Annotated in this window: 20 protein-coding genes; 9 read left to right on the plus strand and 11 right to left on the minus strand. The window is 70.7% G+C overall.

The window, feature by feature from the left end; all coding sequences use genetic code 11:
• The first annotated feature begins 60 nt into the window (after positions 1 to 60).
• The gene (locus AB0C96_RS25515; protein ID WP_362920135.1) at positions 61 to 1,137 is read left to right on the plus strand and encodes an alpha/beta hydrolase; all 1,077 of its coding nucleotides are present in this window, start codon (positions 61 to 63) and stop codon (positions 1,135 to 1,137) included.
• 72 nt (positions 1,138 to 1,209) lie between these two features.
• On the opposite strand, the gene AB0C96_RS25520 is transcribed toward AB0C96_RS25515, so the two are convergent.
• The 7 genes from AB0C96_RS25520 to AB0C96_RS25550 all read right to left on the minus strand — a co-directional run bounded on the left by AB0C96_RS25520 (position 1,210) and on the right by AB0C96_RS25550 (position 9,947).
• Positions 1,210 to 2,355, minus strand: coding sequence for a hypothetical protein (locus AB0C96_RS25520; protein ID WP_362920137.1), 1,146 nt, complete (start codon positions 2,353 to 2,355; stop codon positions 1,210 to 1,212).
• A gap of 16 nt (positions 2,356 to 2,371) precedes the next feature.
• Positions 2,372 to 3,979 (minus strand): hypothetical protein, encoded by a 1,608-nt coding sequence (locus AB0C96_RS25525; protein WP_362920138.1) that lies wholly within the window; start codon positions 3,977 to 3,979, stop codon positions 2,372 to 2,374.
• 75 nt (positions 3,980 to 4,054) lie between these two features.
• On the minus strand, positions 4,055 to 5,908 hold the full coding sequence (locus AB0C96_RS25530) for a peroxidase family protein (RefSeq protein ID WP_362920140.1): 1,854 nt from the start codon (positions 5,906 to 5,908) through the stop codon (positions 4,055 to 4,057).
• 63 nt (positions 5,909 to 5,971) lie between these two features.
• Positions 5,972 to 7,885 carry a GMC oxidoreductase gene (locus AB0C96_RS25535; protein WP_362920142.1) on the minus strand — a complete coding sequence of 638 codons (1,914 nt, stop codon included), beginning with the start codon at positions 7,883 to 7,885 and terminating at the stop codon, positions 5,972 to 5,974.
• A 15-nt stretch (positions 7,886 to 7,900) separates the two neighbouring features.
• Complete coding sequence (locus AB0C96_RS25540; protein WP_362920144.1) at positions 7,901 to 8,314, minus strand: hypothetical protein; 414 nt, start codon at positions 8,312 to 8,314, stop codon at positions 7,901 to 7,903.
• Between the two features lie 371 nt (positions 8,315 to 8,685).
• Positions 8,686 to 9,105 carry a nuclear transport factor 2 family protein gene (locus tag AB0C96_RS25545; RefSeq protein ID WP_362920146.1) on the minus strand — a complete coding sequence of 140 codons (420 nt, stop codon included), beginning with the start codon at positions 9,103 to 9,105 and terminating at the stop codon, positions 8,686 to 8,688.
• A 323-nt stretch (positions 9,106 to 9,428) separates the two neighbouring features.
• Positions 9,429 to 9,947 (minus strand): hypothetical protein, encoded by a 519-nt coding sequence (locus AB0C96_RS25550; protein ID WP_362920148.1) that lies wholly within the window; start codon positions 9,945 to 9,947, stop codon positions 9,429 to 9,431.
• Between AB0C96_RS25550 and AB0C96_RS25555 the strand changes: the two genes are divergently transcribed.
• Positions 9,928 to 11,004: a hypothetical protein gene (locus AB0C96_RS25555; protein WP_362920150.1), complete on the plus strand. Its 1,077-nt coding sequence runs from the start codon at positions 9,928 to 9,930 to the stop codon at positions 11,002 to 11,004. The two genes, AB0C96_RS25550 and AB0C96_RS25555, sit on opposite strands and share 20 nt — an antisense overlap.
• Positions 11,005 to 11,922: 918 nt before the next feature.
• Complete coding sequence (locus AB0C96_RS25560; RefSeq protein WP_362920152.1) at positions 11,923 to 12,861, plus strand: YwqG family protein; 939 nt, start codon at positions 11,923 to 11,925, stop codon at positions 12,859 to 12,861.
• 288 nt (positions 12,862 to 13,149) lie between these two features.
• Here the strand turns inward: AB0C96_RS25560 and AB0C96_RS25565 are convergent, their stop codons facing one another.
• Positions 13,150 to 13,950 carry an alpha/beta hydrolase gene (locus AB0C96_RS25565; RefSeq protein ID WP_362920154.1) on the minus strand — a complete coding sequence of 267 codons (801 nt, stop codon included), beginning with the start codon at positions 13,948 to 13,950 and terminating at the stop codon, positions 13,150 to 13,152.
• A 113-nt stretch (positions 13,951 to 14,063) separates the two neighbouring features.
• On the minus strand, positions 14,064 to 14,390 hold the full coding sequence (locus AB0C96_RS25570) for a putative quinol monooxygenase (protein ID WP_362920156.1): 327 nt from the start codon (positions 14,388 to 14,390) through the stop codon (positions 14,064 to 14,066).
• Positions 14,391 to 14,497: 107 nt separating this feature from the next.
• On the opposite strand from AB0C96_RS25570, the gene AB0C96_RS25575 reads away from it, so the two are divergent.
• From AB0C96_RS25575 to AB0C96_RS25585, 3 genes are all read left to right on the plus strand, one after another.
• Positions 14,498 to 14,815, plus strand: a complete 318-nt coding sequence (locus tag AB0C96_RS25575) for a helix-turn-helix domain-containing protein (RefSeq protein WP_362920158.1) — start codon at positions 14,498 to 14,500, stop codon at positions 14,813 to 14,815.
• A 74-nt stretch (positions 14,816 to 14,889) separates the two neighbouring features.
• Positions 14,890 to 15,639 carry an SOS response-associated peptidase gene (locus AB0C96_RS25580; RefSeq protein WP_362920159.1) on the plus strand — a complete coding sequence of 250 codons (750 nt, stop codon included), beginning with the start codon at positions 14,890 to 14,892 and terminating at the stop codon, positions 15,637 to 15,639.
• 101 nt (positions 15,640 to 15,740) lie between these two features.
• Positions 15,741 to 16,247: an NUDIX domain-containing protein gene (locus AB0C96_RS25585; RefSeq protein WP_362920161.1), complete on the plus strand. Its 507-nt coding sequence runs from the start codon at positions 15,741 to 15,743 to the stop codon at positions 16,245 to 16,247.
• A 42-nt stretch (positions 16,248 to 16,289) separates the two neighbouring features.
• On the opposite strand, the gene cynR is transcribed toward AB0C96_RS25585, so the two are convergent.
• A complete protein-coding gene (cynR, locus tag AB0C96_RS25590) occupies positions 16,290 to 17,195 on the minus strand; it encodes a transcriptional regulator CynR (RefSeq protein WP_362920162.1) in 906 nt (301 codons plus the stop codon).
• 126 nt (positions 17,196 to 17,321) lie between these two features.
• On the opposite strand from cynR, the gene AB0C96_RS25595 reads away from it, so the two are divergent.
• Together AB0C96_RS25595 and cynS are read left to right on the plus strand one after the other, a co-directional pair.
• Complete coding sequence (locus AB0C96_RS25595) at positions 17,322 to 17,957, plus strand: carbonic anhydrase (protein WP_362920164.1); 636 nt, start codon at positions 17,322 to 17,324, stop codon at positions 17,955 to 17,957.
• A gap of 172 nt (positions 17,958 to 18,129) precedes the next feature.
• A complete protein-coding gene (gene cynS / locus AB0C96_RS25600) occupies positions 18,130 to 18,600 on the plus strand; it encodes a cyanase (protein ID WP_362920166.1) in 471 nt (156 codons plus the stop codon).
• Positions 18,601 to 18,710: 110 nt separating this feature from the next.
• Here cynS and AB0C96_RS25605 read toward each other — a convergent pair whose 3' ends face one another.
• Entirely contained in the window at positions 18,711 to 19,184 is a 474-nt protein-coding gene (locus AB0C96_RS25605; protein ID WP_362920168.1) for a hypothetical protein, read from the minus strand.
• Positions 19,185 to 19,764: 580 nt separating this feature from the next.
• Here AB0C96_RS25605 and AB0C96_RS25610 point away from each other — a divergent pair.
• On the plus strand, positions 19,765 to 20,790 hold the full coding sequence (locus tag AB0C96_RS25610) for an alcohol dehydrogenase (protein ID WP_362920170.1): 1,026 nt from the start codon (positions 19,765 to 19,767) through the stop codon (positions 20,788 to 20,790).
• Positions 20,791 to 20,792: the final 2 nt, after the last annotated feature.

A 20,792-nucleotide genomic window follows, 5' to 3' on the forward strand; every position in this document is an offset into this window, starting at 1 on the left:
GTATATAGCTTAAGCAGAGCAAAAACTGCTGATGGCCTAAACAGTTTAGGGGGATCACTCATGCTCGGTGTCATCGCAACCGCCGCCGCCGTCCTCGCGGGCCCTGCCGCGGGCGTGCTGGGCTACCGTCAGATCAAGCGGACCGTCCTCGCCAAGAGGCTGCGGATCACCACTCCGAACGGGATCGACGAGTCCGGCTACGTCCGGATCGGCGGCATCGACCAGTGGATATCGATCCGTGGCGAGGACCGCCGCAACCCGGTGATCGTGGAGGTCCACGGCGGCCCCGGCGCGTCCAACCTCATCTTCGTTCCCCGCACCCGGGAGTGGGAGCGGCACTTCACCGTCGTGCGCTGGGACATGCGCGGCGCCGGCAAGACCTTCGCCCGCAGCGGCCCCGACGGGCAGGGCGAGTTGAGCCTGGACCGGCTGTACCGCGATGCGCTCGACGTGACCGAGCACGCCCGCACCCGGCTCGGCGTCGACCGGGTCCTCCTGGTCGCCAACTCCTTCGGCACCGTGATCGGCCTCCGCCTGGCCCGCAACCACCCGGAGTTGTACTCGGCCTACGTCGGCACCGACCAGAACATCAACGCGGGCGGACGCGAACGCGCCGCCCACCACGCCCTGTTGGAGCGCCTGGAGACGGCCGGCAAGCGCAAGGAACTGGCCCGCGTCACCGCGATGAGCGCCGACCCGTCGGCCTGGACCGCGCACCAGTGGACCGACTACAGCAAGCTCGTGATCACCTCCGACCCGCTGTCCTACGACACCATGAAGACCGTGGTGATCCGCTCGCTGTGGTTCTCGCCCCTGCACAACCTCCGCGGACTGCGGCAGTACCTCAAGGGCATGACCTTCTCGGAACGGATCGCACCCGAGGCCGTGACCATCGACGAATGGGCCGAGGGCACCGCGTTCCGCATCCCGTTCTTCGTCTTCCAGGGCGAGAGCGACGTGCTCACCCCGCCCGGGCCGGCCCTGCGGTTCTTCGACGACGTCTCCGCACCGGTCAAGGACTCCGCGCTCATCCACGACGCGAGCCACTTCGCCTCGTTCCGCCACCCCGGCCGCTTCCTCGATCTGCTGCTCGCGAAGGTCCGACCGGCGATCACCGGCGAGACGACCACACGGTGAGCCGGCACCCGGCGGCGACCGCACCGACCTGACCGGCCGGGCGACACGCCCTGGAGGAGTGCGTCCGCGCCGCTACGACGCGCGTCGGGTGCTGTGGAACTCCCGGACCGGGTGGGGCCCCGGGTAGCCGTGCGCGGAGCGCCCGCGGGGTGCGACGGCGTCGGGTGTGAGCTCGCGGGACGGGTACTCCACACAGGCGGTCTGCGGTTCGGTCGTGCTCCGACCGAACCGGCAGGCGACGGCCATGAGCTTCATGGTGACGAAGTCGGCGATCTGGGCGCCGAACTCGATGGGTCTGCCGTTGATGGTGATGTCGCCGACGGTGAAGTTCCGGTCCGCGGGGACCTCGTAGACCGCGCGCAGCGGGTGGTCGTGGTCGCCGCGCCGGTAGCTCCAGTAGCCCTTGGGGTCGGAGCCGTCCGGCGCACGCCAGCCGTCGGTGGCGAGGTCGTCGAAGTAGATCCCCACGGGGTCGCTCAGCGCGACATCGGCCTGTTGCCGGGCGATGCCGTTGACCACCTCACCGATGTGCGGGTCGCTGTTGCGCTCGGCCACGCCGTACCTGCTGCACGCGATGAGCTCCTGTGCGCCGGTGAGTTCCCGGCCGCCGACGACCCGCCGGATCGTGGCGGCGGCAGCGAGCTCGATCTCCGCGCCCAGCGTGTTGGACTCCTGGACGAGGTGCATCGCCCCGTGTGTGGGGGAGTCGTTCCACTTGTTGCGTCGGAGGTAGCGGCCGTCCGGGCCGACGAGGTCACTGTGCTGGACGTCCGTCCCGATGTGGCGGCGGTAGAGCTCCAGCGCCGTGTCCGGGCTGCTCTGCGCCAGCACGTCCCAGTACTCGGGGCCCTCACAGGTGAACGTGACGCGGGTGATCGCCCCGGCGCCGTTGCGGGTCACGCTCCATTCGCAGTACTCGTCCTGCACGTCCCGGCTGGCGTCGGCGCGCTGCCAGCGCTGCCGGTCGGAGACCGCGAGCCGCAGTCGGTTGGGGAACGCGGTCCAGGTGACGGTTGCCTCGACCGCGTCCGGCGCGGTCTCGGTCTTCGTGAGGTCGACGAACTGCGACCGGGGGCCGTCGTGCAGCGCCTGGCCGGGGTCGGGGCCCCGGATCGCCTGGTCGACGCCGTCGGTGATGAAGTCGTTCCACGCCTTCAGCCCCACGTCGTCCAGGTCGGTGAGCCCGCCAGGGGGGCCGTATGCGGTGAGTGTGGTCATGTGGAGGTCCTCCGTGTCAGGTCGCGACGGTGACGGTGGCGTCCTCGTTCATGCGGAGCCGCGGTGCGTCGAGGGGGATGTCGGTCACCGGGAGGGTGAGTTCGAATTCGTTGAGCCTCATCTCCTTGAACGCGCGACGGCGCGACTCGGCCAGCCTGACGCAGTCCTCGAAACCCGCAGCCGTACGGATCCGTGCCGCGACGTGTCGGAGGTAGGCGTCCACGCGGTGTGCGAAGGCGGCCTGCCACGCGGTGTCCGGCACCGACCAGTTCCGGGTGAACCGGCCTTCCGGGCTGTCGGCGGGCAGCGTCGCGGCGGCGGCTCCGATCGCCGCGGCGATGTCCGTGCACCAGGTGGCGGCGGAGACGGTCCCGGTGGGCACGTACCGCATCAAGTGGGCGCGGGCCGCGCTGAAGACCGGATTGGGGAAGTCCACCATCAGGGCGCAGGCGGCGAACTTCGCCGGGACGAGGCCCTTGTCCACCAGCTGCCGCACCACGTCGTTGTCCTCGTGCGCGGCCTCCGGTACGGGGAACGCGAAGAAGCCGTCGCCCTGCCGGGAGAAGCCGCTCGTCCGGTCCACGAGCCGGAAGCCGAAGGCGGCGAGGCTGTCGACGTAGAGCGCTGCGGGTGCCGCCGGCGCGGCCTCCACGCCCACCGGCAGCCCGAGGCCGTCGATCAGCGCATCGGCGTTCAGCCAGAAGCCCATGGGGAGGACGAGATCCCGGCTGTCGGGGGTGACGGTCGTGCTCTGGGTCGAGGTACTGGCCAGGTTGACGGTGGTGCTGGTGAACAACTGGCGCAACAGACGGTCGGGGTGCTCCACCGCGCCGTTACCGGCCACGGCGGCGAGGCGCGCCGTGGTCCACCGGCTCACCAGGCCCCGCACGCTGAGTTCCAGCCGCTCGGCACCGATGACGTCGGGGAACAGCGGGCTGGTGCGCACCGGGTCGTCCGGCGCGAGCTGGATCGACGCCGCCATCGACTGCCAGTTGCTCCACGGCTGCTTCAACTCCTTCATCACCACGCTGCCGTTGACATGGCTGTCGAAGCAGCCCTGTCCCCGCGACTCGGGTGCCAGCGCGGACCACGAGTTGCCGGTCCAGACCCACGTCCGGGAGATCCGCATGTAGTAGTTGAAGACCTCGGCCACCGGGTCCCAGGCGGCGACCTGGAGGAAGGCCGAGCCGGGATCGGAGCTGATCAGCAGGTCCGGGTCCTTGCCAGGGTCGGCACGGGTGACCGCGAAGCGTATGTCGCGCGGCAGTTCGGGGGCCTCGTCCGGCGGGATCTGCCCGGACTCGCCGACCATGTACACGGCTTGCGTCGGCACGGCGCCCGCCTGTGTGAGCCCGGCCAGCACCTCCTCCAGCGTCATGGGCCAACGCCCCTGGTGGAAGAAGACCACCGCCATCGGATCCCGGAGGCCGGCCACCTCCTCCTCGGCCATCGGCCGGGGCCGCCGGTCGACGCCGCTGACGCCGCGGTGCAGCGTCCCCTGGTCGAGCGCATCGCCCTCGGCCGCGGCCCCCTCGACGTCGGCCCCGCCGCCGGGAGCCTCCCTGGCCGCCGCCATCCACGCGGTCGCCCTCCGCCCCTCAGCGGTGCGTTCCCACAAGGACATGCTCCCTCCTGTGCTCCTCCGCTCCCACGGAACCGGCAGCCCTTGAGGACTGGCCGTGCACGGTCGACGCCCCCGTCAGTGCGCCGTACCTCCGGCGGTGTGCCACGGCACGAAGGCGTTCGTCAGCCCCGCGAGGGCGGTACGCAGCTCCGGGTGGTGGCGCAGCAGCACCGTCACCATGGAGTTGTCGTCGATCCAGGCCATGCCGGCCTTGGAGTACACCTCGGGGGTGTAGTACTCGGTGAAGAACCGGTCGCTGTTCAGCCGGCGTGACGCCATCAGGATGAAGATGCGGAACGCGGTGTCGCTGAAGGCGAATCCGGCCGGGAGCTTCTCCGCGTACATCCCCACCATCAGGTCGACCTTCTCGATGTCGCCGTCGTAGAGCCGCTCGATCTCCCGGGCCCAGCCCGGGTTGTCCGTCAGTTCCTCGAAGCTCTCGGCGGGCTTCAGCCGCAGCAGCCGCCGGAAGGCGTTGTAGCGGGGGACGCCCAGTTCCCGCGTGCGCAGGATGTCGGTGGCGGCGAGGTCCTGGAGATGCCCGTCCGGACGCTCGAACTCCTGGAGGAACTTGGGGAAGTTGTGCAGGGTGACCAGGCCGGGGTGGAGCGTGCCGAAGCTGTAGAGCAGATCGGCCATCTCGGTGGTCTCCAGGACCTTCAGCGCCCCGGGGCCCGCGATGTCGCGGAGGGTGTGGTGGCGCAGGGTCGCGTCGTCGGCGACGGAGCGCAGGTGCCACTCGTCACGGATGAGCGGATGCATGCGGTAGACGGCCACGAACTCCTCGGTGAGGGCGTACGGGACGCCGTAGTGGTCCGTTTCGCCGCCGGGGATGCCGCTGATGACCTCGCTCCCGCTGATCCGGCCGACCAGGTCGTGGACGCGCTCGCCCGCGATGCCCCACCAGTTGGCCCGCAGCGCCTTCACGGTGGTGGGGTGGCTGATCACGGCCGGTGTCCACTCCACGGTGTGGATCTTGGCCAGCAGCGCGGCGTTGACCAGCCGGGCGCGTTGGAACAGCTCCTCGTCGCCCCAGGACGGGTACGCGGCGTGCAGATGGTCGCAGATCGCGTTGTGCTCCCGGGCGAACAGGTTCTGCATCATGGCGAGGCCGAGCCAGAAGCCGGGGACACGTGACGGATCGCGCGAGGGGTCCGAGGGGAACGGGGACTGCTCGTCGTCCCAGAGGTGCAGCATGCCCAGCTCGCCGGTGCGCATCAGCCGCTGCTCCGCGTCGTTCGACCCGTAGATCTGGGACGCGTCCCACCAGTGGGAGGAGACGTTGACGCGGGTGTCGGGCGTCCCGGCGGGCGCCTGGGGGTCACGGGTCGGGTCGTCCGGTGTCCGCATGATCCGCATCGGGTGCTCCGGCCACGGATCGTCGTCCACGAGCGGGACCTCCCAAGGCCGTTCGGTGGGGCTCGTACCGTGGCTGAACCAGTCGCGGATCATGAACTGGAGCCAGGCCGACACCAGGGCGTTGACCGACTCGGCGGGGACCAGCTCGCCGCGGGTCAGCAGGGCGCGGCTGACCGCGCGCGGGTTCGGCCCGGACAGCACGTCCTCGGGGGCCGCCGGGGCGATCCGGTCCAGCGGGATGTTCCGGCCGAAGCGGGTGCCCGCCATGCCCATCCGCGGGTCGCCGAGGTCGTTGTGGCTGCCGTCGGCGGTCCGGTTGACCTTCTGGTTCGCGGCGGGCGGAGCGGGATCGGGGAGGTTGACCGACGGCAGCTGGCCGGTGTCGTGGAGGTTCTTCTGCCGGAGTCTGACGCGCAGTCCGAGGAGCGTCAGCAGGCCGGGAATGACCGGCAGCCGGTCCCAGCCGATGCGCCGGTCGAGATATTCGGCGACGTCGGTGACGATCCGCCAGGGGAGGGACGTACGGTACCCGGCTCCCGAAGTGTGTGCGGCGCGTCGTTGCGTGCTCATTGCGGTACTCCTTGGGTAGCTCCTGTTCGGTTCGCGGAAGGGGGCGACGAGGCCGTAGCGGCTTCAGGCGCGGACCCTGTCACCGAGGATCACGTCGCTCGCCTTCTCGCTGATCATGTAGATGGGGGTGGCGACGAAGAACCCGGGAATGCGGGGGAACACCGAGGCGTCCACGATCCGCAGGCGGTCCACGCCGCGCACCCGGAAGCTGCTGTCGACCACTGCCGAGGGATCGTCCGCCCGGCCCATCCGGCAGGTGCAGGACGCGTGGTGGCCCCACGCCTCGTTCTGTACGAAACGGCGGATGTCGGCGCGGCCACCGACCTCCTCGCCGGGCCACAGCTCCTTGAGGATCACCGAACCGGCCCGGCGGTTCATCCCGCGCACGAACTCCACGGCGCCGACCATCGCTTCGAGGTCCACGCCCGCCTCGTCCGTGCCCTCGGAGAAGTAGTGGAAGTTCACCAGCGGGGTGTCACGGGGATCGGCGGAGCGCAGCCGCACCCGACCCCCGGTGTTGTGGGTGCGGCTCTTGAGGATGGCCCAGGTGAAGCGGTCCCGGTGGCGGGTCAGGTCGAGCGAGTAGCCGGGTGCGTAGCCCCGGAAGTCGAACGGGCCGCCGAAGACGAACAGGTCCGGCGCGTCCAGCTCCGGCCGGGACTTGCGGGTCACACCGACGACGGCGCCGTTGGTCGTGTACAGGCCCTCGCCGCGCTGCCAGGCCCGGTAGCAGCGGTCCGGTTCGGATCCGGGCCCGGGCGGGTGGAAGTCGCAGTCCTTGATCAGTGGGAACTCGCGGTCCATCTGGCTCACCACGCCGACCTCGTAACGGTCCTGGAGATTGGCGCCCACGCCCGGCAGGTCCATCCGCACCGGGATGCCGTGCCGCTCCAGCTCCGCTCGCGGTCCGATGCCCGAAAGCATCAGCAGCTGGGGCGTGTTGAAGGCCCCCGCCGCCAGGATCACCTCACGGGAGGCGAGGACCCGGCGCAGGGCCGGCGCGCCGCCGGTAGGCGCTCGGTTGCCGGGGTCGGCCCGGTAGGCGTGCGCCTCGTCCAGATAGTCGACGCCGGTCGCCGCACCGCTCGCGTCCAGCACGACCCGGACCGCCAGGACGTGCGTCCGCACCACCAGGTCGTCCGGACGGCTGCGCTGCACCGCCTGGACGCGCTCGCGGACCGCGCTGCGCCGCCCCTTCGCCGTGGAGATCGGGATCTGCCACAACCCTTGCAGCGCATGGGTCTGCACCCGCCAGTCGTTGGGGTCGACGAAGGAGCCGAAACCCTCCAGCGGGGACAGCGGCCGGCCGAGGAAGTCGGCGAGCTCGTCCTGCCCGGCGGAGAGGATGACCTCCAACAACTGCTTGTCCTGGACCGCCAGTCCGGGGTCGGCGAGGGCCGTCGGCAGCCAGCCGTCGAACCCGTGCCGTGCGTCGTTCCGGTACCGGGCGGCCGTGGAGGGCAGGACCTTCAGCAGCGCGGCAAGCAGCGGGTTGCCGGGCGGCGCCTTGGGCCTCGGCCGGTACGTACAGCGCTCCAGCCGCTCGAAGTACCGGCGCATCGCCGCGCTGCGCCACGTGGCGTCGCCGGTCTCCTCCGCGATCGCGTCCCAGTCCCGGTTGTACGGATAGACGGTGATCAGCGCGTGGTGCGCGGTGCAGCCGCCGACCGCCCCCGCACGCGGGTAGAGGATGCCCCGGCCCGGCACGAGCTTGCTGTCGCGCTGGTGCTGCTGCTCGTCGGCGTAGTGCCGTACGTAGTAGTTCCAGCACTGGACGGGATCCTCGGAGGCGTCCGCGTGGAAGGCGGGCACCAGGTAGGCGTCGTTCCCCTCGGCGCCGCCCGCGTCGAGCAGCAGGACACGGGCGCCCGCGGTGGCGAGGTTGGCGGCGAGCGGTCCGCCGCCCGCTCCGGCGCCGACGACCACGTAGTCGAACCCCGTCTCGGCCGGGGGAGCATTACTCCGCTCTTCGCTCATTCCGCTCCCCCTCGGTCACTTCCGCTTCCCCCTCGCGGAGTTGGCGAGGGAGGTGGTCGCGCTGGCGGCCAGCACCGTGTTCGTGGCCGAGATGACGGTCGTCAGCGCCGCGGTGCGCGGCGGAAGCTGCCCGCGGACGCCGAGCATGGCCGCCGTGACCGTGTCGCTGCCGTGGATCAGCACCCCCTCGCGCAGGTCTTCCTGTAGCCGCTGGCCCCGGTTGGTCAGCAGGTCGAGGCCGAGCAGGATGGTACGGATCCCGAAGAGCCGAAAGGCGTAGACGGCCGCCGGACTGAGCGGCTCACGGTCGGGGTCGAGCCGGCGGATGAGCAGGGCCGGCGTCAACAACCCGGTGACCCCGTTGAAGAGCCGGACTCCGGCGAGTGCGTAGACCGAGACAGGACGGCGGCCGGGACGCTGCGTGGCCATCACGTCTCCTCAACGTGCGGTGACTCGTGTGGTGCGGTGACGGAACTACCGCCGCATCCCCGACAGGGGAGAGGGGACCCTCGACGGGGGAAGAGTGAGCGCGGACAGGGGGAGAGGAGACTCTCGGCGTCTCCTGTCGGAGACCTCAAGAGAGACCGCAGGAACACCTTCTCAACAGAGACCCTCTGGAGTAAGGACCCGCTGAGCCGCCCTCTGAAAACTCTGGAAACTCTGGAACAAAGCCCCTCTGAAAAAGTCCAAATAACAATCAAACACTCCACATAACATTCTATGGGCCCCGCCACCCACCCGCATTTCGACGGTGCGGGCCGTCACCGATGGCCCAGCGGGGCCCTTTTCCCGGTGCGGGCTCAGGGCGCGGCGAAGAAGGCGCTCATGCCGTCAACGTCCGACAGATAGCTGTCGATCGCGGTGATGCGGCCATGGTGGACGGTCAGCACGGTCGCGAGGTGTTCGTCGAGCCTGCGGCCGTCGGGGGCGGTCGCCGTGTTGCGGAGCGAGAGGGCGGCACCGTGCGCGCCGAGAAGGATGTGCAGCAACTCCGTGCGCACTCCACGGCCCGCGATCTGCCGGGCCCGGTCCACCGCCGCGTCCGCGCCGTGGACGGTGCCGGAGATGGTTCCGGCGCCCGGCATGGTCCAGGCGATGTCGTCCGCCAGCAGACCGCGCAACGTCTCCCACTCCCGGTCCCGGAACGCGGCGAGGAAGCGTTCCGCGATCGTGGGATCGAAGGGTTCGGTGACCGTGGGGTCGGGGCCGTTCGTGGACATGGGTTTCTCTTTCTTCACCGACTGTCGTCAATTCCCCGTCGAGCCTAGGCGGTTCACTCCGACCGCAGGACCCGCCAGCCAGGTGCGCTCACCACCTGGTCCGCTCTCACCGTCGGCCGCGGGGCACCGCCTGGCGAGGAGCGGACCTCCGCGGTGACACCTGTAAGCGGATGTGATCCAGATCATCCGCTTACGACGGATGAATCGGTTCTTTGTTCCCGATGTCCGTGACACGATCTTGAGAATCGCTACCCGTCGGTAGCGACGACCGCCGGGGCGCCGACTCTCTCGGTCGTCCTGTGGTCCACCCCCACTTCACCTCTTCAGGACCCAACCTTGCGCAGATCCACCAGGATTGCTCCTGTATTGGCCATCACCGCTGCGTCACTGCTCGTCGCAGGGTGCTCGACCGCGGGGTCCCCGTCCGCCGGCACGTCCGACGGCGGCAAGGAGTCGGCGGCCGCCGCCGGTTCCACGGCCTCGCCGCAGTTGAGCGTCCGGGGCACCGACGACGGCAAGGGCGACGGTGCCCAGAGCGCCGTGGCCAGGCCGGGCGGCAGCCGCCAGGGACGTCTCGCCGAGAAGTCCGCGCTCAAGGTCGCCTCCTTCGACCGGAACAGTGGACGGGCCGTCATCACCGCCCCGGCGGTGCGGCCTTCGCCGAGCACGCCGGGTGCCCCGTCGAAGTCGCCGTCGTCCGGCAGTCCGTCCGCCACACCCTCCGCCCCCTCGTCCGCGACGCCCTCCGGATCGCCCTCCGGATCGCCGTCCGTCGACCCGTCCGGCGCCCCCTCGAAGGGTGCGCCCGCGCCGAAGCAGGCTGTGGCCGTCGGCGACGTCATCGCCAGTGCACCCGCGCCCGGTGCGCCCCAGGGCGTCCTCGCGAAGGTCACCGAGGTCGTCGGCAAGACCGACCGGGGGACCGAGGTCAAGACCGCCCCCGCCACGCTCGACGCGCTGCTCGGCAACTCCACGGCCCACGGCACGGTGCCCGTCGACCCGTCGTCCGTCAAGGTCGAGCCCATCGCCCCCAAGGTCAAGGTCTCCTGGGCCCGGACCGGGGGCCTCCACTTCGGCCCCGAAGGCGCCAAGCTGCCCCTCGGCCGCCTGCGCCTGGACGTCGGCGCCTCGCTTCCCACGCCCCCCGGCGGGCCCGTCTCCGCCGAGGCGTCGGCCACCGGCTATGTGCAGCTCGCTCCCGAAGTCGACTTCTCCTACGAGGGCGGCAAGGGCGGCGGCGTCGGCGGCGCTTCGCTGACCCTGTCCGGCAACTGGTCCTCGCAGTGGGAACTCAAGGGTCGGGCGGCCGTCTCCACCGAGGCCCAGCCGCTGCGCGTGCCCTTCGCCAAGCTGCACGCCGACCCCGTCATCCAGGTCGGTCCGGTGCCGGTCGTGGTCAACCTCGACCTCACCTGCTACCTCCAGGTCGACGCGGACGGAAAGGCGAGCGTCGACGTCAAGCAGGACCTCAAGGGCGACTTCACGGTCGGCGGCACCTACCAGCACGCCAAGGGCTGGGCCCCGGTGGCCAAGGCCTCGATGCACAGCACGCCGGTGCGGGCCACCGCGGCCGCCGCCGGCAACGTCAAGGCCGCCCTCGGCGCGGAGGCCAGCGTCGGCCTCTACGGCAGTGTCGGCGTGACCGCCAACGTCTCCCCGTACCTGCGCGCCGAAGTCGCCGGCACCGCCTCGGCCGCCACCGACGGCTCCGCCTCCGCCAGCGGTAGCTGGTCCGCGTACGGCGGTGTCGACCTGTCGGGTGCGCTCCGTGCCCACCTCGACATCTTCGGCACGCCCATCTTCGAGCGCCGGATCCCGCTGGGGCCGGTCAACCGTGAGTGGAAGCTGGCCAGCGGCACGGGCACGTGGAGCCGCAAGCCCGCTGGGACACGGCACTGACGGAGCCTCGGCTCCCCCTCCCGAGAGGCTGACGCCGACCACGTCCGCCTTCCGCGATCGAGCGCTCCAGCCGGCATCCTCGCCGGCTGGAGCGCTCGCTTCGTGTCAGAGGTCGAGTTCCGTCCGGGTGCTCCCGGGCGGGGAGAGTGCGGGATCCCGTCCTTCGTCGATGGCGAACTCGTCTTCAGGCCAAGGGAGTTCATCGATCGGGGGAGTGGTCGGGCCGTCGCCGTGTCCGCCGTCGTTCGGCTACGGTGCCAACCACGCCGCACTGGTGATCACGGCCGACGAAGGGGAGCGGCCGAGATCGGGGTAGAACCGAGAACGGGGTACGGCCGAGGTCGAGGCAGGGCCGAGAGCGGGGGAGGGGCATGTTCAACGAGAAGGACGTTCTGGAGGCGGTGCGGCGGCACCTCGCCGAGCGCGGTGACACACCGGGCACGCACTGCGGCAACGGCAAGGTCGCCTGCTCGCGCTGCCAAGGCCGAGGTGACCTGCCCTGTGAGGCATGGACAACGTGTGCCGACTGCCGCGGCATCGACGCCTGTCTGCGCTGCGACGGTACCGGGCGCCGAAGCGGAAAGACGTCGGATGCCCATGGACGCACAGAGGACGAACGCGTCACCTGTACACAGTGCGGCGCGGCCGAGGCCGCCTGCTCCACGTGCCGTGGCCGGGGACGCATCACCTGTGCGACCTGCCGGGGCAGCGGCGTACGAACAGCCTTGGCAGTCCTCTACGTGCTCTCCCGACTCGTTGCGTAGAGCCATCTCGTAGGGCCATCTCGTAGAGCCGTCGCATCGCACGCAGATCGCGGTGTACTGACGCCCGGCCCACGGAACGGGATCCAGGGTGGAGAGGCCCCGACGGGCGGGCCTGCGGAGGGCGTTGTCAGTGGTCGGGTGCATCATCGTTCCCATGACACAGAGCACCACCACGACCCCCTCCGCGAGCACGGCGGCGAACACGGCGGCGAGTGCCTCCGCGAGCACGACCGCGGGCGCCTCCGCGAGCACGACCGACACGCTGCACACGCTCGCGCGCGAGCACCTGCCCGGCGACATCGCCGAGCGGTGGATCGGCCTGCTGCGGCCGAGCCTGCGCCTGGAGAAGGCCACGGACACGGGTACGGATCCGGTCGTCGGCCGGCTCGGTGGCATACCGGAGCTACCGGAGAACGAGCAGTGGCCCTTGTGGGACGGGCACGGCCCGCTCTCCTTCGTCGGTGCGCTCGACTGTGCCGTACTCCCCTCCACCGCCCTCGACATCGACCTGCCGACTGACGGCACGCTGGCCTTCTTCTACTTCGACGGGCAACTGGACGACGGTTGTGCGCTGGTCGCACCCGATGAGCCCGACAGCTGGGCGGGAGCCCGCGTGCTGTACATACCGGCGGGCGTCCCCGTCGCCGAGCGGGCGGCACCGGAGGGGATTCGGCCGTACCCCGAGGTGCCGCTGACGGCTCGCCTGGAGACGACGGCACCGTACCTCTGGCACCCGGTGGTCCACCGCGAGTTCGCGCCGATGCCCGACGACCATCCACTGTGGGGCGACGACTTCCAGGAGGCCCTGTGGGACCACATGGAGGGCACGGAGCACCGCATCGGCGGGCACGCGAACCCGGTGCAGGACGAGGTGGAGTCCGAGGTCGCCCGCGGTGCCCTGGGCAGCCCGCCGTGGGACGACCCCCGGATCAAGGAGGAGGCCCTCCGCTGGGTGCTGCTGGCCCAGTTCGACACGGATGACGACGCCGACATGATGTGGGGCGACTGCGGTGCCCTCTACTGGCTCATACGCCCCGAAGACCTGGCGGAACGCCGTTTCGACCGCGCGATGTTCACCTGGCAGTGCAGCTGACGGGAGGCGATCGAACGGCCCTGGGACGAACGGCGATGCTCGCCGGTCCTCCCGTAGGGCCTGCTCCTGCTGCGACGAGGAGATCGACGGTTTCGGGATGGGGGACGTCGATCGCCCGACAAGGGGAGCCAGGGGCCAGCCAATGTAGGGAGGCGGTAGGCGCGAGGAGCGAGGCGCGAGGAGAGCGAGGTGCGCAAGCCCCGTCCCACGCCCATCAGCCCTCCCACGCCCACCAGCCCTCCCAGCCCCGTCACCCGCACCATCCCCACCCCCCCCGTATCGTCCGGCTCAGGCTTCGAAAGCGCGGCGTAGCGCGGCGGCGAAGTCCGCCGGGTGCGTGAGGAAGCCCACGTGCCCGCCCGGGAACTCCGCGATCCCGGTGCCGATCTGGTCGGCCAGGGCCTGTGTCGTGCGGTGCAGGAGCGTCGCCGGGCCCGCACCGCCGATCACGAGGGTGAACCGCGCCGAGCGCAGCGCGTCGAGGTCCGGCCGGAAGCGGACGAACGTGCGCAGCTCGTAGGCGAGGCACGTCTCCAGGTTTACACGGATGCGGGCCAGCATCTCCCGCACGGGCGCCGGTAGGCTATAGGTCGGTTCCGGCGGTCCGTCCACGCCGATCGCCTCGCTGAACGTCCGCAACGCGCTGTCCACGCCCTCGCGTTCGTACAGCTCGTAGACCTCCTGGAACAGCGCGTGCCAGCGGTTCGCATCGGGCAGCAGGTCGATCACGAACGGTTCATGCGCCACCAGCGCCCGCACCTGGCCGGGGTGCCGGGCCACGACGTCCATGCCGATCATGCCGCCGTAACTGGTGCCGAAGACACACGCCGGTTCCTCGGCGGCGACCGCCCTCAGCAGCAGGTGGGCGTCGTGGCCGTGCTCCTCGATCCACTGCGCCTCGGGTGAACCCGTAAGGCGGCTGCGGGAGTTGCCGCGCAGGTCGTAGGTGATGACGGTGTGGCTCTCCGCGAGCAGGCCGGCCAGTGGCCCGAACATGGCCGCGTCGCCGTCACCGCCGTTGATGAGCAGCAGGGGTGGGCCCGATCCGCGCACTTCGTAGTGGATCTCGGCGCCGGGCACGGTCAACATACCTGTCTTCATAGGACGTTCAGGGTGCACCGGCGACGGGTCGCCGGGCAATGGCGTCAGCCAGGAGGGGAATGACGCCCGCACGCATCGGCACGGACGCTACCCTGCACGCCTCAGAGGTCCTGGGTGGCGGCGGGCTGGTAAGGGCTGTGCATGGTGAGGAAGCGAATGTCGAGGTCGGACCGGAGATAGTCCATGCGCCGCTCCCAGAAGGCCCGCATATGGGGGAGAGCCAGGTGGGCGTCGAGGTCGGCCTGGGAGCGCCAGGCCTCGTAGAAGACGAAGACGCCGGGTTCGTCGCGGTCCTCGTGGAAGTGGTACTCCAGGCAGCCGGGCTCCTGTCGGGTCGGCTCGACGAACGAGAGCAGCAGCCGCTTCAGCTCTGCGGCGCGTTCGGGCTTGGGGCGGGCGGTGCCGACGAGCGTCAACGGTTGGACCATGGGGTTCTCTCCTCGGTAGGTACTATTGATCTCGTACCTATCGAACGTAAGCGAGGGTATAGGTACGATGCAAGTCGTACCTGTGGGGTCTGAAGGGAGTCGTGCGGATGCCCGATGCTGAAGGTCACCCGGCCGTAGCGGAGATCGAACTCGGCTCGGTGCTCGCCGCGCTGGCGGATCCGTTGCGCCGCGGGGTGGTGCGTGCGCTGGCGGCCGAGCCCGACGGGACGGCGCGGACGTGCAGCTCGTTCGCGCTGCCGGTGTCGAAGGCGACCGTCACGCACCACTTCCGCACGCTGCGCGAGGCGGGGCTGATCCGGCAGGTCGACCGGGGCAACAGCCGGATGGCCAGCCTGCGCCGGGCCGACATCGAGCGGCGGTTCCCCGGACTGCTGGACATCGTGGCGGCCGAGCCGGAGGAGTGACCGGGGCCCGTACGGCCGGCGGAGGCGTGGAGTGGCCGGGGCCCGTACGGCCGGCGGCGTGGCAGGGTGGAGGCATGTGCGGCAGATACGTCTCCACCCGGCGCCCACAGGATCTCGTGGACCTGTTCGACGTCACGCGCTGGGATCCTGACCAGGCGCTGGACCCGAGTTGGAACGTGGCCCCGACCGACACCGTGTGGTCGGTGCTGGAGCGGGTCGCGCGCGACACCGGGGAGATCACCCGGCAGCTCCGCCCGCTGCGCTGGGGCTTGGTGCCGTCGTGGGCGAAGAGCCTGAACGTCGGCGCGAAGATGATCAATGCCCGGGTGGAGACGGTGGCGGAGAAGCCGGCCTACCGTCGGGCGTTCGCCAAGCGCCGGTGCCTGCTGCCGGCGGACGGCTTCTACGAATGGCAGGCCATCGCGGCGACCGAGACCGCCAAGGCCCGCAAGCAGCCGTACTTCATCAGCCCCGAGGGCGGGCAGGTGATGGCGCTCGCCGGGCTGTACGAGTTCTGGCGCGACCCGGCGGTGGTCGAGGACGACGCCCCGGGGGCGTGGTGGACCACCTGCACGATCATCACCACCGAGGCCATCGACGCCGCCGGCCGCGTCCACCCCCGCATGCCCCTGGCCATCGCCCCTACCGACTGGAGCGCCTGGCTCGACCCCGCCCACCAGGACCCGGGCGAGCTGCGCGGCCTGCTGGGTGCACCCGCCGCCGGACACCTGGACGCCCGTGCGGTGTCCACCGCGGTCAACGACGTGCGCAACAACGGCCCGCAGCTCCTGGACCGTGCCCCCGACGGCCGGATCGACGGCTGAGCCGTCGGCCTGCCGCTCCTCACCGGACAGGGCACCCACCGGCGGCTGGATGGGCGGGAAATGGCGCGGCACGCCCGCTGGCGCCTCGGTAGCGTGACCAGGTGACTGCCCAAGAGAACTTCTGCCGCCGGTCCGCACGCGTCGTACTGATCGACGAGGCCGATCGTGTACTTCTGTTCCGCTTTCACGTCGATCCGGAGCATCCCGAGGGCGGGCACGCCTGGTGCACTCCCGGAGGGGGCGTCGAGGACGGCGAGTCCCTGGTGGAAGCGGCAGCCAGGGAACTGCACGAGGAGACGGGCCTGTCCGTCGAACCGGACGTACTGGGCGCCAAGGTCGCGGAGACGTCCGGGTACGCCGATCTCGGCTGGGCGAAGGGCATGTTCCAGGACGTCTTCTTCCATTGCCGGATCGCGACGCACCGAGTGGACATCGACGGCCAGGGCGCCGACGAGCTCCGGTACCACGCGGGGTATCGCTGGTGGCCGCTTGACGAGCTGGCTGCCAGCAGCGAGACCATCTACCCGCTCGGCCTGGCCGAGTTGGCCGCCGGACTGGCCGCCGGCCGTACCCCCTCGGAACCGGTTCGACTGCCCTGGCACCACTGACGAGGGCCGGACGACCGGCCCGCCTGACGGGCCGTTGTCGGCTCAGGCCGGAGTGTAGGCGCGGGCCCGGACGAGGTCGTGGGCGAGGCGGGTGAAGGCCTGGGCGGCGGCGCTCTGGTAGGCGTCGGCGCGGCGGAGGAGGGTGACGGTGCGGGTGGGGAGGGTGGGGTCGAGCGGGACCGGGGTGAGGTGCGGGTGATCGTGGGTGATGGCGTCGGGAAGCACGGTGATGAGCGGGGTGCGCTGGACGATTTCGGTCAGCGCCTGGAGGGAGTTGGCCTCGACGGCGATGTGCGGGCGGATGCGATGCCGGGCGAAGTAGCCGTCGACATGGCCGCGGGTGGCGAAGTCGCCGCTGAGCAGGGCGAGATGATGCCGCGCCAGGTCGCGGACGGGTAGCGGGCGGCTCTCGGGGGCGACCGGGTGGTGGGCGCCGGTGACGAGGCCGAGGGGTTCGGTGAACAGGGCGGTCGCCTCGATGCCGGGCAGGTGGTCGCCCGCGAAGGCGATGCCGAGGTCGAGGTCGTCGGCGAGCAGGTCGGCCTCGATCCGGTTCTGGCTCATCTCCTGGATGGTCAGGGTGATGCTGGGGTGCCGGGCGTGGAGGTCGGCGATCAGAGGGCCGACGAGGTAGGCGGTGAAGGTGGGGGTGACCGCGAGCCTGAGATGGCCGCGGGAGAGGTCCTGCACGTCATGGAGGGCGCGTTCCGCGGAAGCCAGCTCGCGCAAGGCGCGCCGGGCGTGGTGCGCATAGGTCTCACCGGCGTCGGTGAGGCGTACGGCCCGGCCGGTGCGGTCCAGTAGCTGCACGCCCAGAGTGCGTTCCAGCTGTCTGACCTGCTGCGACAGGGTGGGTTGGGAGATGTGCAGGTCCTCCGCGGCGCGGGTGAAGTTGCCGTGGTCGGCCACAGCGAGCAGGTAGCGCAGATGACGCAGTTCCAGAGCCATGCGCGCGACTATAGATGTCGTCGATAGCAATCATGGGTATTGCGTCTTGGACGCTATAGACGCAGGTGGTGCAGGGTGGAGGGACCCGACCCGCCCTGTGGGCGGCAGCACCGAAGGGAGTGACCCATGCACGACCTCACCGAGGGCCTCACCCGCTTCCAGCGGGACGTCTTCCCGGCCAGGGCGGACCTGTTCGCCCATCTGGCCACGCACCACATGCCCCACACGCTGTTCATCAGCTGCTCCGACGCCCGCGTCGTCCCGGAGCTGATCTGCGGCAGCGAGCCGGGTGAGCTGTTCGTCATCCGCACTGCCGGCAACCTCGTCCCCGCCTACGGCACCGGCGCCGACGCCGTGGCGGCGAGCATCGAGTACGCCGTCGCCGTGCTGGGCGTGACGGCGATCGTCGTGTGCGGGCACTCGTCCTGTGGCGCGATGACCGCGCTGGTCGAGGGGCGCGACCTGTCCGATGCTCCCGCCGTCGCGGACTGGCTGCGGTACGCGGACGCCTCCCGGGCGCGCACCACCGTCCCCGACGACGTTCCGGCGCTCGTCCGCGCGAACGTGCTCGCCCAGCTGGCGAACCTGGCCACCCACCCGTCGGTCGCCCGTGCCATGACGGAGCATCAGATGACCCTGCACGGCTGGGTCTTCGACATCGCATCCGGCCATGTCGACGAACTCGACGCCGCCGGGTCAACCGCCGCTCCCGCCGAATCCACCGCCGTTTCCGCCGGCTCAACCGCCGTTTCCGCACGCTGACCGGCGTCCCTCGCCCCGATCCCTGCCGCAGCGCCGCGGCGTGGGATCACCCCACCCACCCGTGAACTCGCCGTCCCGCCCCGGAGCGCGGGCCGGCACAAAAACCGGCACAAACACCGGCACAAACACCGGCACAGACGCCGGCACAGACATCCGAAAGGAACACCCTTCCATGGCACACGCACAGTTCGACCCCACCGCCCGCCAGGCCCTGGCCACCCGGGCGGTGGAGGCCAAGACCAGCAAGGACCTCACCTGGCAGCAGCTCGCGGACGCCTCCGGCCTGTCGGTGGCCTTCACCACCGCCGCCGTGCTCGGCCAACACGCCCTGCCCGAGGCGTCCGCGAGGGCCGTCGCGGAACTGCTCGGCCTGGGTGCGGACGCGGCGATGCTGCTCCAGACGATCCCGACGCGCGGTTCGATCCCCGGCGGCATCCCGACCGACCCGACGATCTACCGCTTCCACGAAATGCTCCAGGTCTACGGCACCACGCTCAAGGCCCTGGTCCACGAGCAGTTCGGCGACGGCATCATCTCCGCGATCAACTTCAGGCTGGACGTGCGGAAGGTCGCCGACCCCGAGGGCGGTGAGCGCGCGGTGATCACCTTGGACGGCAAGTACCTGCCCACCAAGCCCTTCTGACCCTCACTCAGACGCGGACGCGCCACGCTGAGGAACCGGGCCAGGACAGGCACACGTTGTTCTGACGGCGCCGGCCGGCGCGCCGGCGGCGGCCCTGTTACGGCCCTTCCTCAGCGGGGCCACTTCTCCGGAGTGCTGCTGGTGATCACGTGGCAGACGGCGGGCTTCCCGGGGCCGGGGGACTTTCCTGAGGCGACGACGCGGATGCCGTCCAACAGGATGCGGCAGGAGACGACCCCGTCCCCGGTCGGGGTGACCTCCACACGAGCCTCCTTGCCGGTGTTGACGACGACATGCGTGCGCCAGGGCAGCTTGGTGGTGCCCAGTCGCTGGTCCTTGTGGCCGGGCTTGAAGGTGTCCGGGTTGTACTGGTAGCTCAGGGCGGCGGCCTGTGCCGCGCCGTCGGGGGACGTGGCCTCGTACGTGAGGGACCAGGCGTTTCCGCCTCGCCACTTCTTGATCTCGGACACGTTGTTCTTGGCCCACAACATCCCGCCGAGGATGAGGGCTCCGACCGCCACGAAGGCGATCACGAAGAGGACGTCGCCCCGGAATCGGCGGGACGACTGTTTCGCGGGTGCCATGGTGACCTCGGCCCGTTTCTGTGCCTTGCCCGTGCCGCGTGGTGCGGTCTGCGGTGTCGCGGTGGTGCACGCGGCGTCTTCTTCTCTGTCCGCGCTACCGTACCCGCGGTGACCACGGTGGGTGGTCGACCCGCTGGCCGATCTGCGCCTCCGCCTCCGGTCGCATCCTTGCCATACGGAGGGTGACCCAAAGGATGACCGACGAGGGGGGTGAACAGGGATGAAAGGGGCGAACGGCCCGAGGGGAAGCGGCGGTGGCGCGCGGTGGGACGTTGCGGCGGAGCGCTGTGTCGGCAGAGGCAGGGGCAGCGGCAGAGGCAGGGCAGGCTTGACGCCGCGTGGGCCATCGTGACCGTCCGTGACATCGGCAGTGGGTCTGTTGCCGGGCCGCAGCGGGCCGGGCGCGGGCGGTACCGCCGGTGCTCGGTGCTCGGGCCACTACGGGGGAGGCCCTCAGCTCGTCCCTTCCCCTCGCTCTCCCTTCGCTCTCCCTTCGGCTTCCCTTCCGCGCGCGCGATCGGGGTCGAGCTGGTCTGCTGGATTACGGGGGCCGTCGTGCCCGTTTCGGGGAGAGGTCCAGATGACTACCTATCGAGTTGCACAGGTCACCGCCGCCGGCGGGCCCTTCGAGATCGTCGAGCGCGAGGTGCCGCAGCCGGGCCCCGGCCACGTACGGATTGCCGTGGAGGCCTGCGGGGTCTGCCACAGCGATGTCGTCTTCGTGGACGCCGCGGTACCAGGCGTCCGCTTTCCGCTGGTCCCCGGCCATGAGATCGCCGGGCGCATCGAGGCACTGGGCGAGGGCGCACAGGACGGCGGCTGGCAGGTCGGCGACCGCGTGGCCGTCGGCTGGTTCGGCGGCAGTTGCGGCCATTGCACCCCCTGCCGGCAGGGCGACTTCATCGTGTGCGAGAACCTCAAGGTCCCGGGGTGGGCCTACGACGGGGGCTTCGCCGAGGAGGTGATCGCACCGGTCGATGCACTGGCCCGGATTCCCGAGGCGCTGGTGGCGACCGATGCGGCACCCATGGCCTGCGCGGGGGTGACCACGTACAACGGGCTGCGACGCAGTCCGGCCCGGCCGGGTGACCTCGTCGCCGTGCTCGGGATCGGCGGGCTCGGCCACCTGGCGGTGAAGTACGCGGCCGCGATGGGCTTCGAGACCGTGGCCATCGCCCGCGGTGCCGACAAGGCCGACTTCGCCAAGCAACTCGGCGCCCACCACTACATCGACAGCACCGCGGACACCGCCGTCGCAGACGCCCTACAGTCCCTCGGCGGCGCCAAGGTCGTCCTGGCCACCGCTGCCAACTCCGAGGCCATCACGGCGACCGTGGACGGGCTGTCGCACCGCGGCGAGTTGGTGGTGATCGGCGCGGTTCCCGACCCGATGGGAATCAGCCCGGTCCAGTTGATCATGCGCGCGACGACCGCCCGCGGCCACCCCTCCGGCACTGCGCAGGACGTGCAGGACACCATGGCGTTCAGCGCCCTGCACGGGATCCGTCCGACGGTCGAGATCGTGCCGTTGAGCCAGGTCACCGAGGCGTACCAGAAGATGCTCTCGGGCGCCGCCCGCTTCCGGATGGTGCTCACCAACGGCTGAGC

Origin of the sequence: Streptomyces sp. NPDC048506, assembly GCF_040651315.1 — a bacterium.
Taxonomy (GTDB): Bacteria; Actinomycetota; Actinomycetes; order Streptomycetales; family Streptomycetaceae; genus Streptomyces.

Coding starts and splice junctions, on each gene's coding strand:
- AB0C96_RS25535 (WP_362920142.1), bottom strand. CDS start 7,885: ATGAGCGAAGAGCGGAGTAATGCTCCCCCGGCCGAGACGGGGTTCGAC.
- AB0C96_RS25565 (WP_362920154.1), bottom strand. CDS start 13,950: ATGTTGACCGTGCCCGGCGCCGAGATCCACTACGAAGTGCGCGGATCG.
- AB0C96_RS25515 (WP_362920135.1), top strand. CDS start 61: ATGCTCGGTGTCATCGCAACCGCCGCCGCCGTCCTCGCGGGCCCTGCC.
- AB0C96_RS25610 (WP_362920170.1), top strand. CDS start 19,765: ATGACTACCTATCGAGTTGCACAGGTCACCGCCGCCGGCGGGCCCTTC.
- AB0C96_RS25605 (WP_362920168.1), bottom strand. CDS start 19,184: ATGGCACCCGCGAAACAGTCGTCCCGCCGATTCCGGGGCGACGTCCTC.
- AB0C96_RS25525 (WP_362920138.1), bottom strand. CDS start 3,979: ATGTCCTTGTGGGAACGCACCGCTGAGGGGCGGAGGGCGACCGCGTGG.
- cynS (WP_362920166.1), top strand. CDS start 18,130: ATGGCACACGCACAGTTCGACCCCACCGCCCGCCAGGCCCTGGCCACC.
- AB0C96_RS25560 (WP_362920152.1), top strand. CDS start 11,923: ATGACACAGAGCACCACCACGACCCCCTCCGCGAGCACGGCGGCGAAC.
- AB0C96_RS25570 (WP_362920156.1), bottom strand. CDS start 14,390: ATGGTCCAACCGTTGACGCTCGTCGGCACCGCCCGCCCCAAGCCCGAA.
- AB0C96_RS25520 (WP_362920137.1), bottom strand. CDS start 2,355: ATGACCACACTCACCGCATACGGCCCCCCTGGCGGGCTCACCGACCTG.
- cynR (WP_362920162.1), bottom strand. CDS start 17,195: ATGGCTCTGGAACTGCGTCATCTGCGCTACCTGCTCGCTGTGGCCGAC.
- AB0C96_RS25530 (WP_362920140.1), bottom strand. CDS start 5,908: ATGAGCACGCAACGACGCGCCGCACACACTTCGGGAGCCGGGTACCGT.
- AB0C96_RS25545 (WP_362920146.1), bottom strand. CDS start 9,105: ATGTCCACGAACGGCCCCGACCCCACGGTCACCGAACCCTTCGATCCC.
- AB0C96_RS25550 (WP_362920148.1), bottom strand. CDS start 9,947: ATGACGTCGCCGACGGCCACAGCCTGCTTCGGCGCGGGCGCACCCTTC.
- AB0C96_RS25575 (WP_362920158.1), top strand. CDS start 14,498: ATGCCCGATGCTGAAGGTCACCCGGCCGTAGCGGAGATCGAACTCGGC.
- AB0C96_RS25540 (WP_362920144.1), bottom strand. CDS start 8,314: ATGGCCACGCAGCGTCCCGGCCGCCGTCCTGTCTCGGTCTACGCACTC.
- AB0C96_RS25580 (WP_362920159.1), top strand. CDS start 14,890: ATGTGCGGCAGATACGTCTCCACCCGGCGCCCACAGGATCTCGTGGAC.
- AB0C96_RS25595 (WP_362920164.1), top strand. CDS start 17,322: ATGCACGACCTCACCGAGGGCCTCACCCGCTTCCAGCGGGACGTCTTC.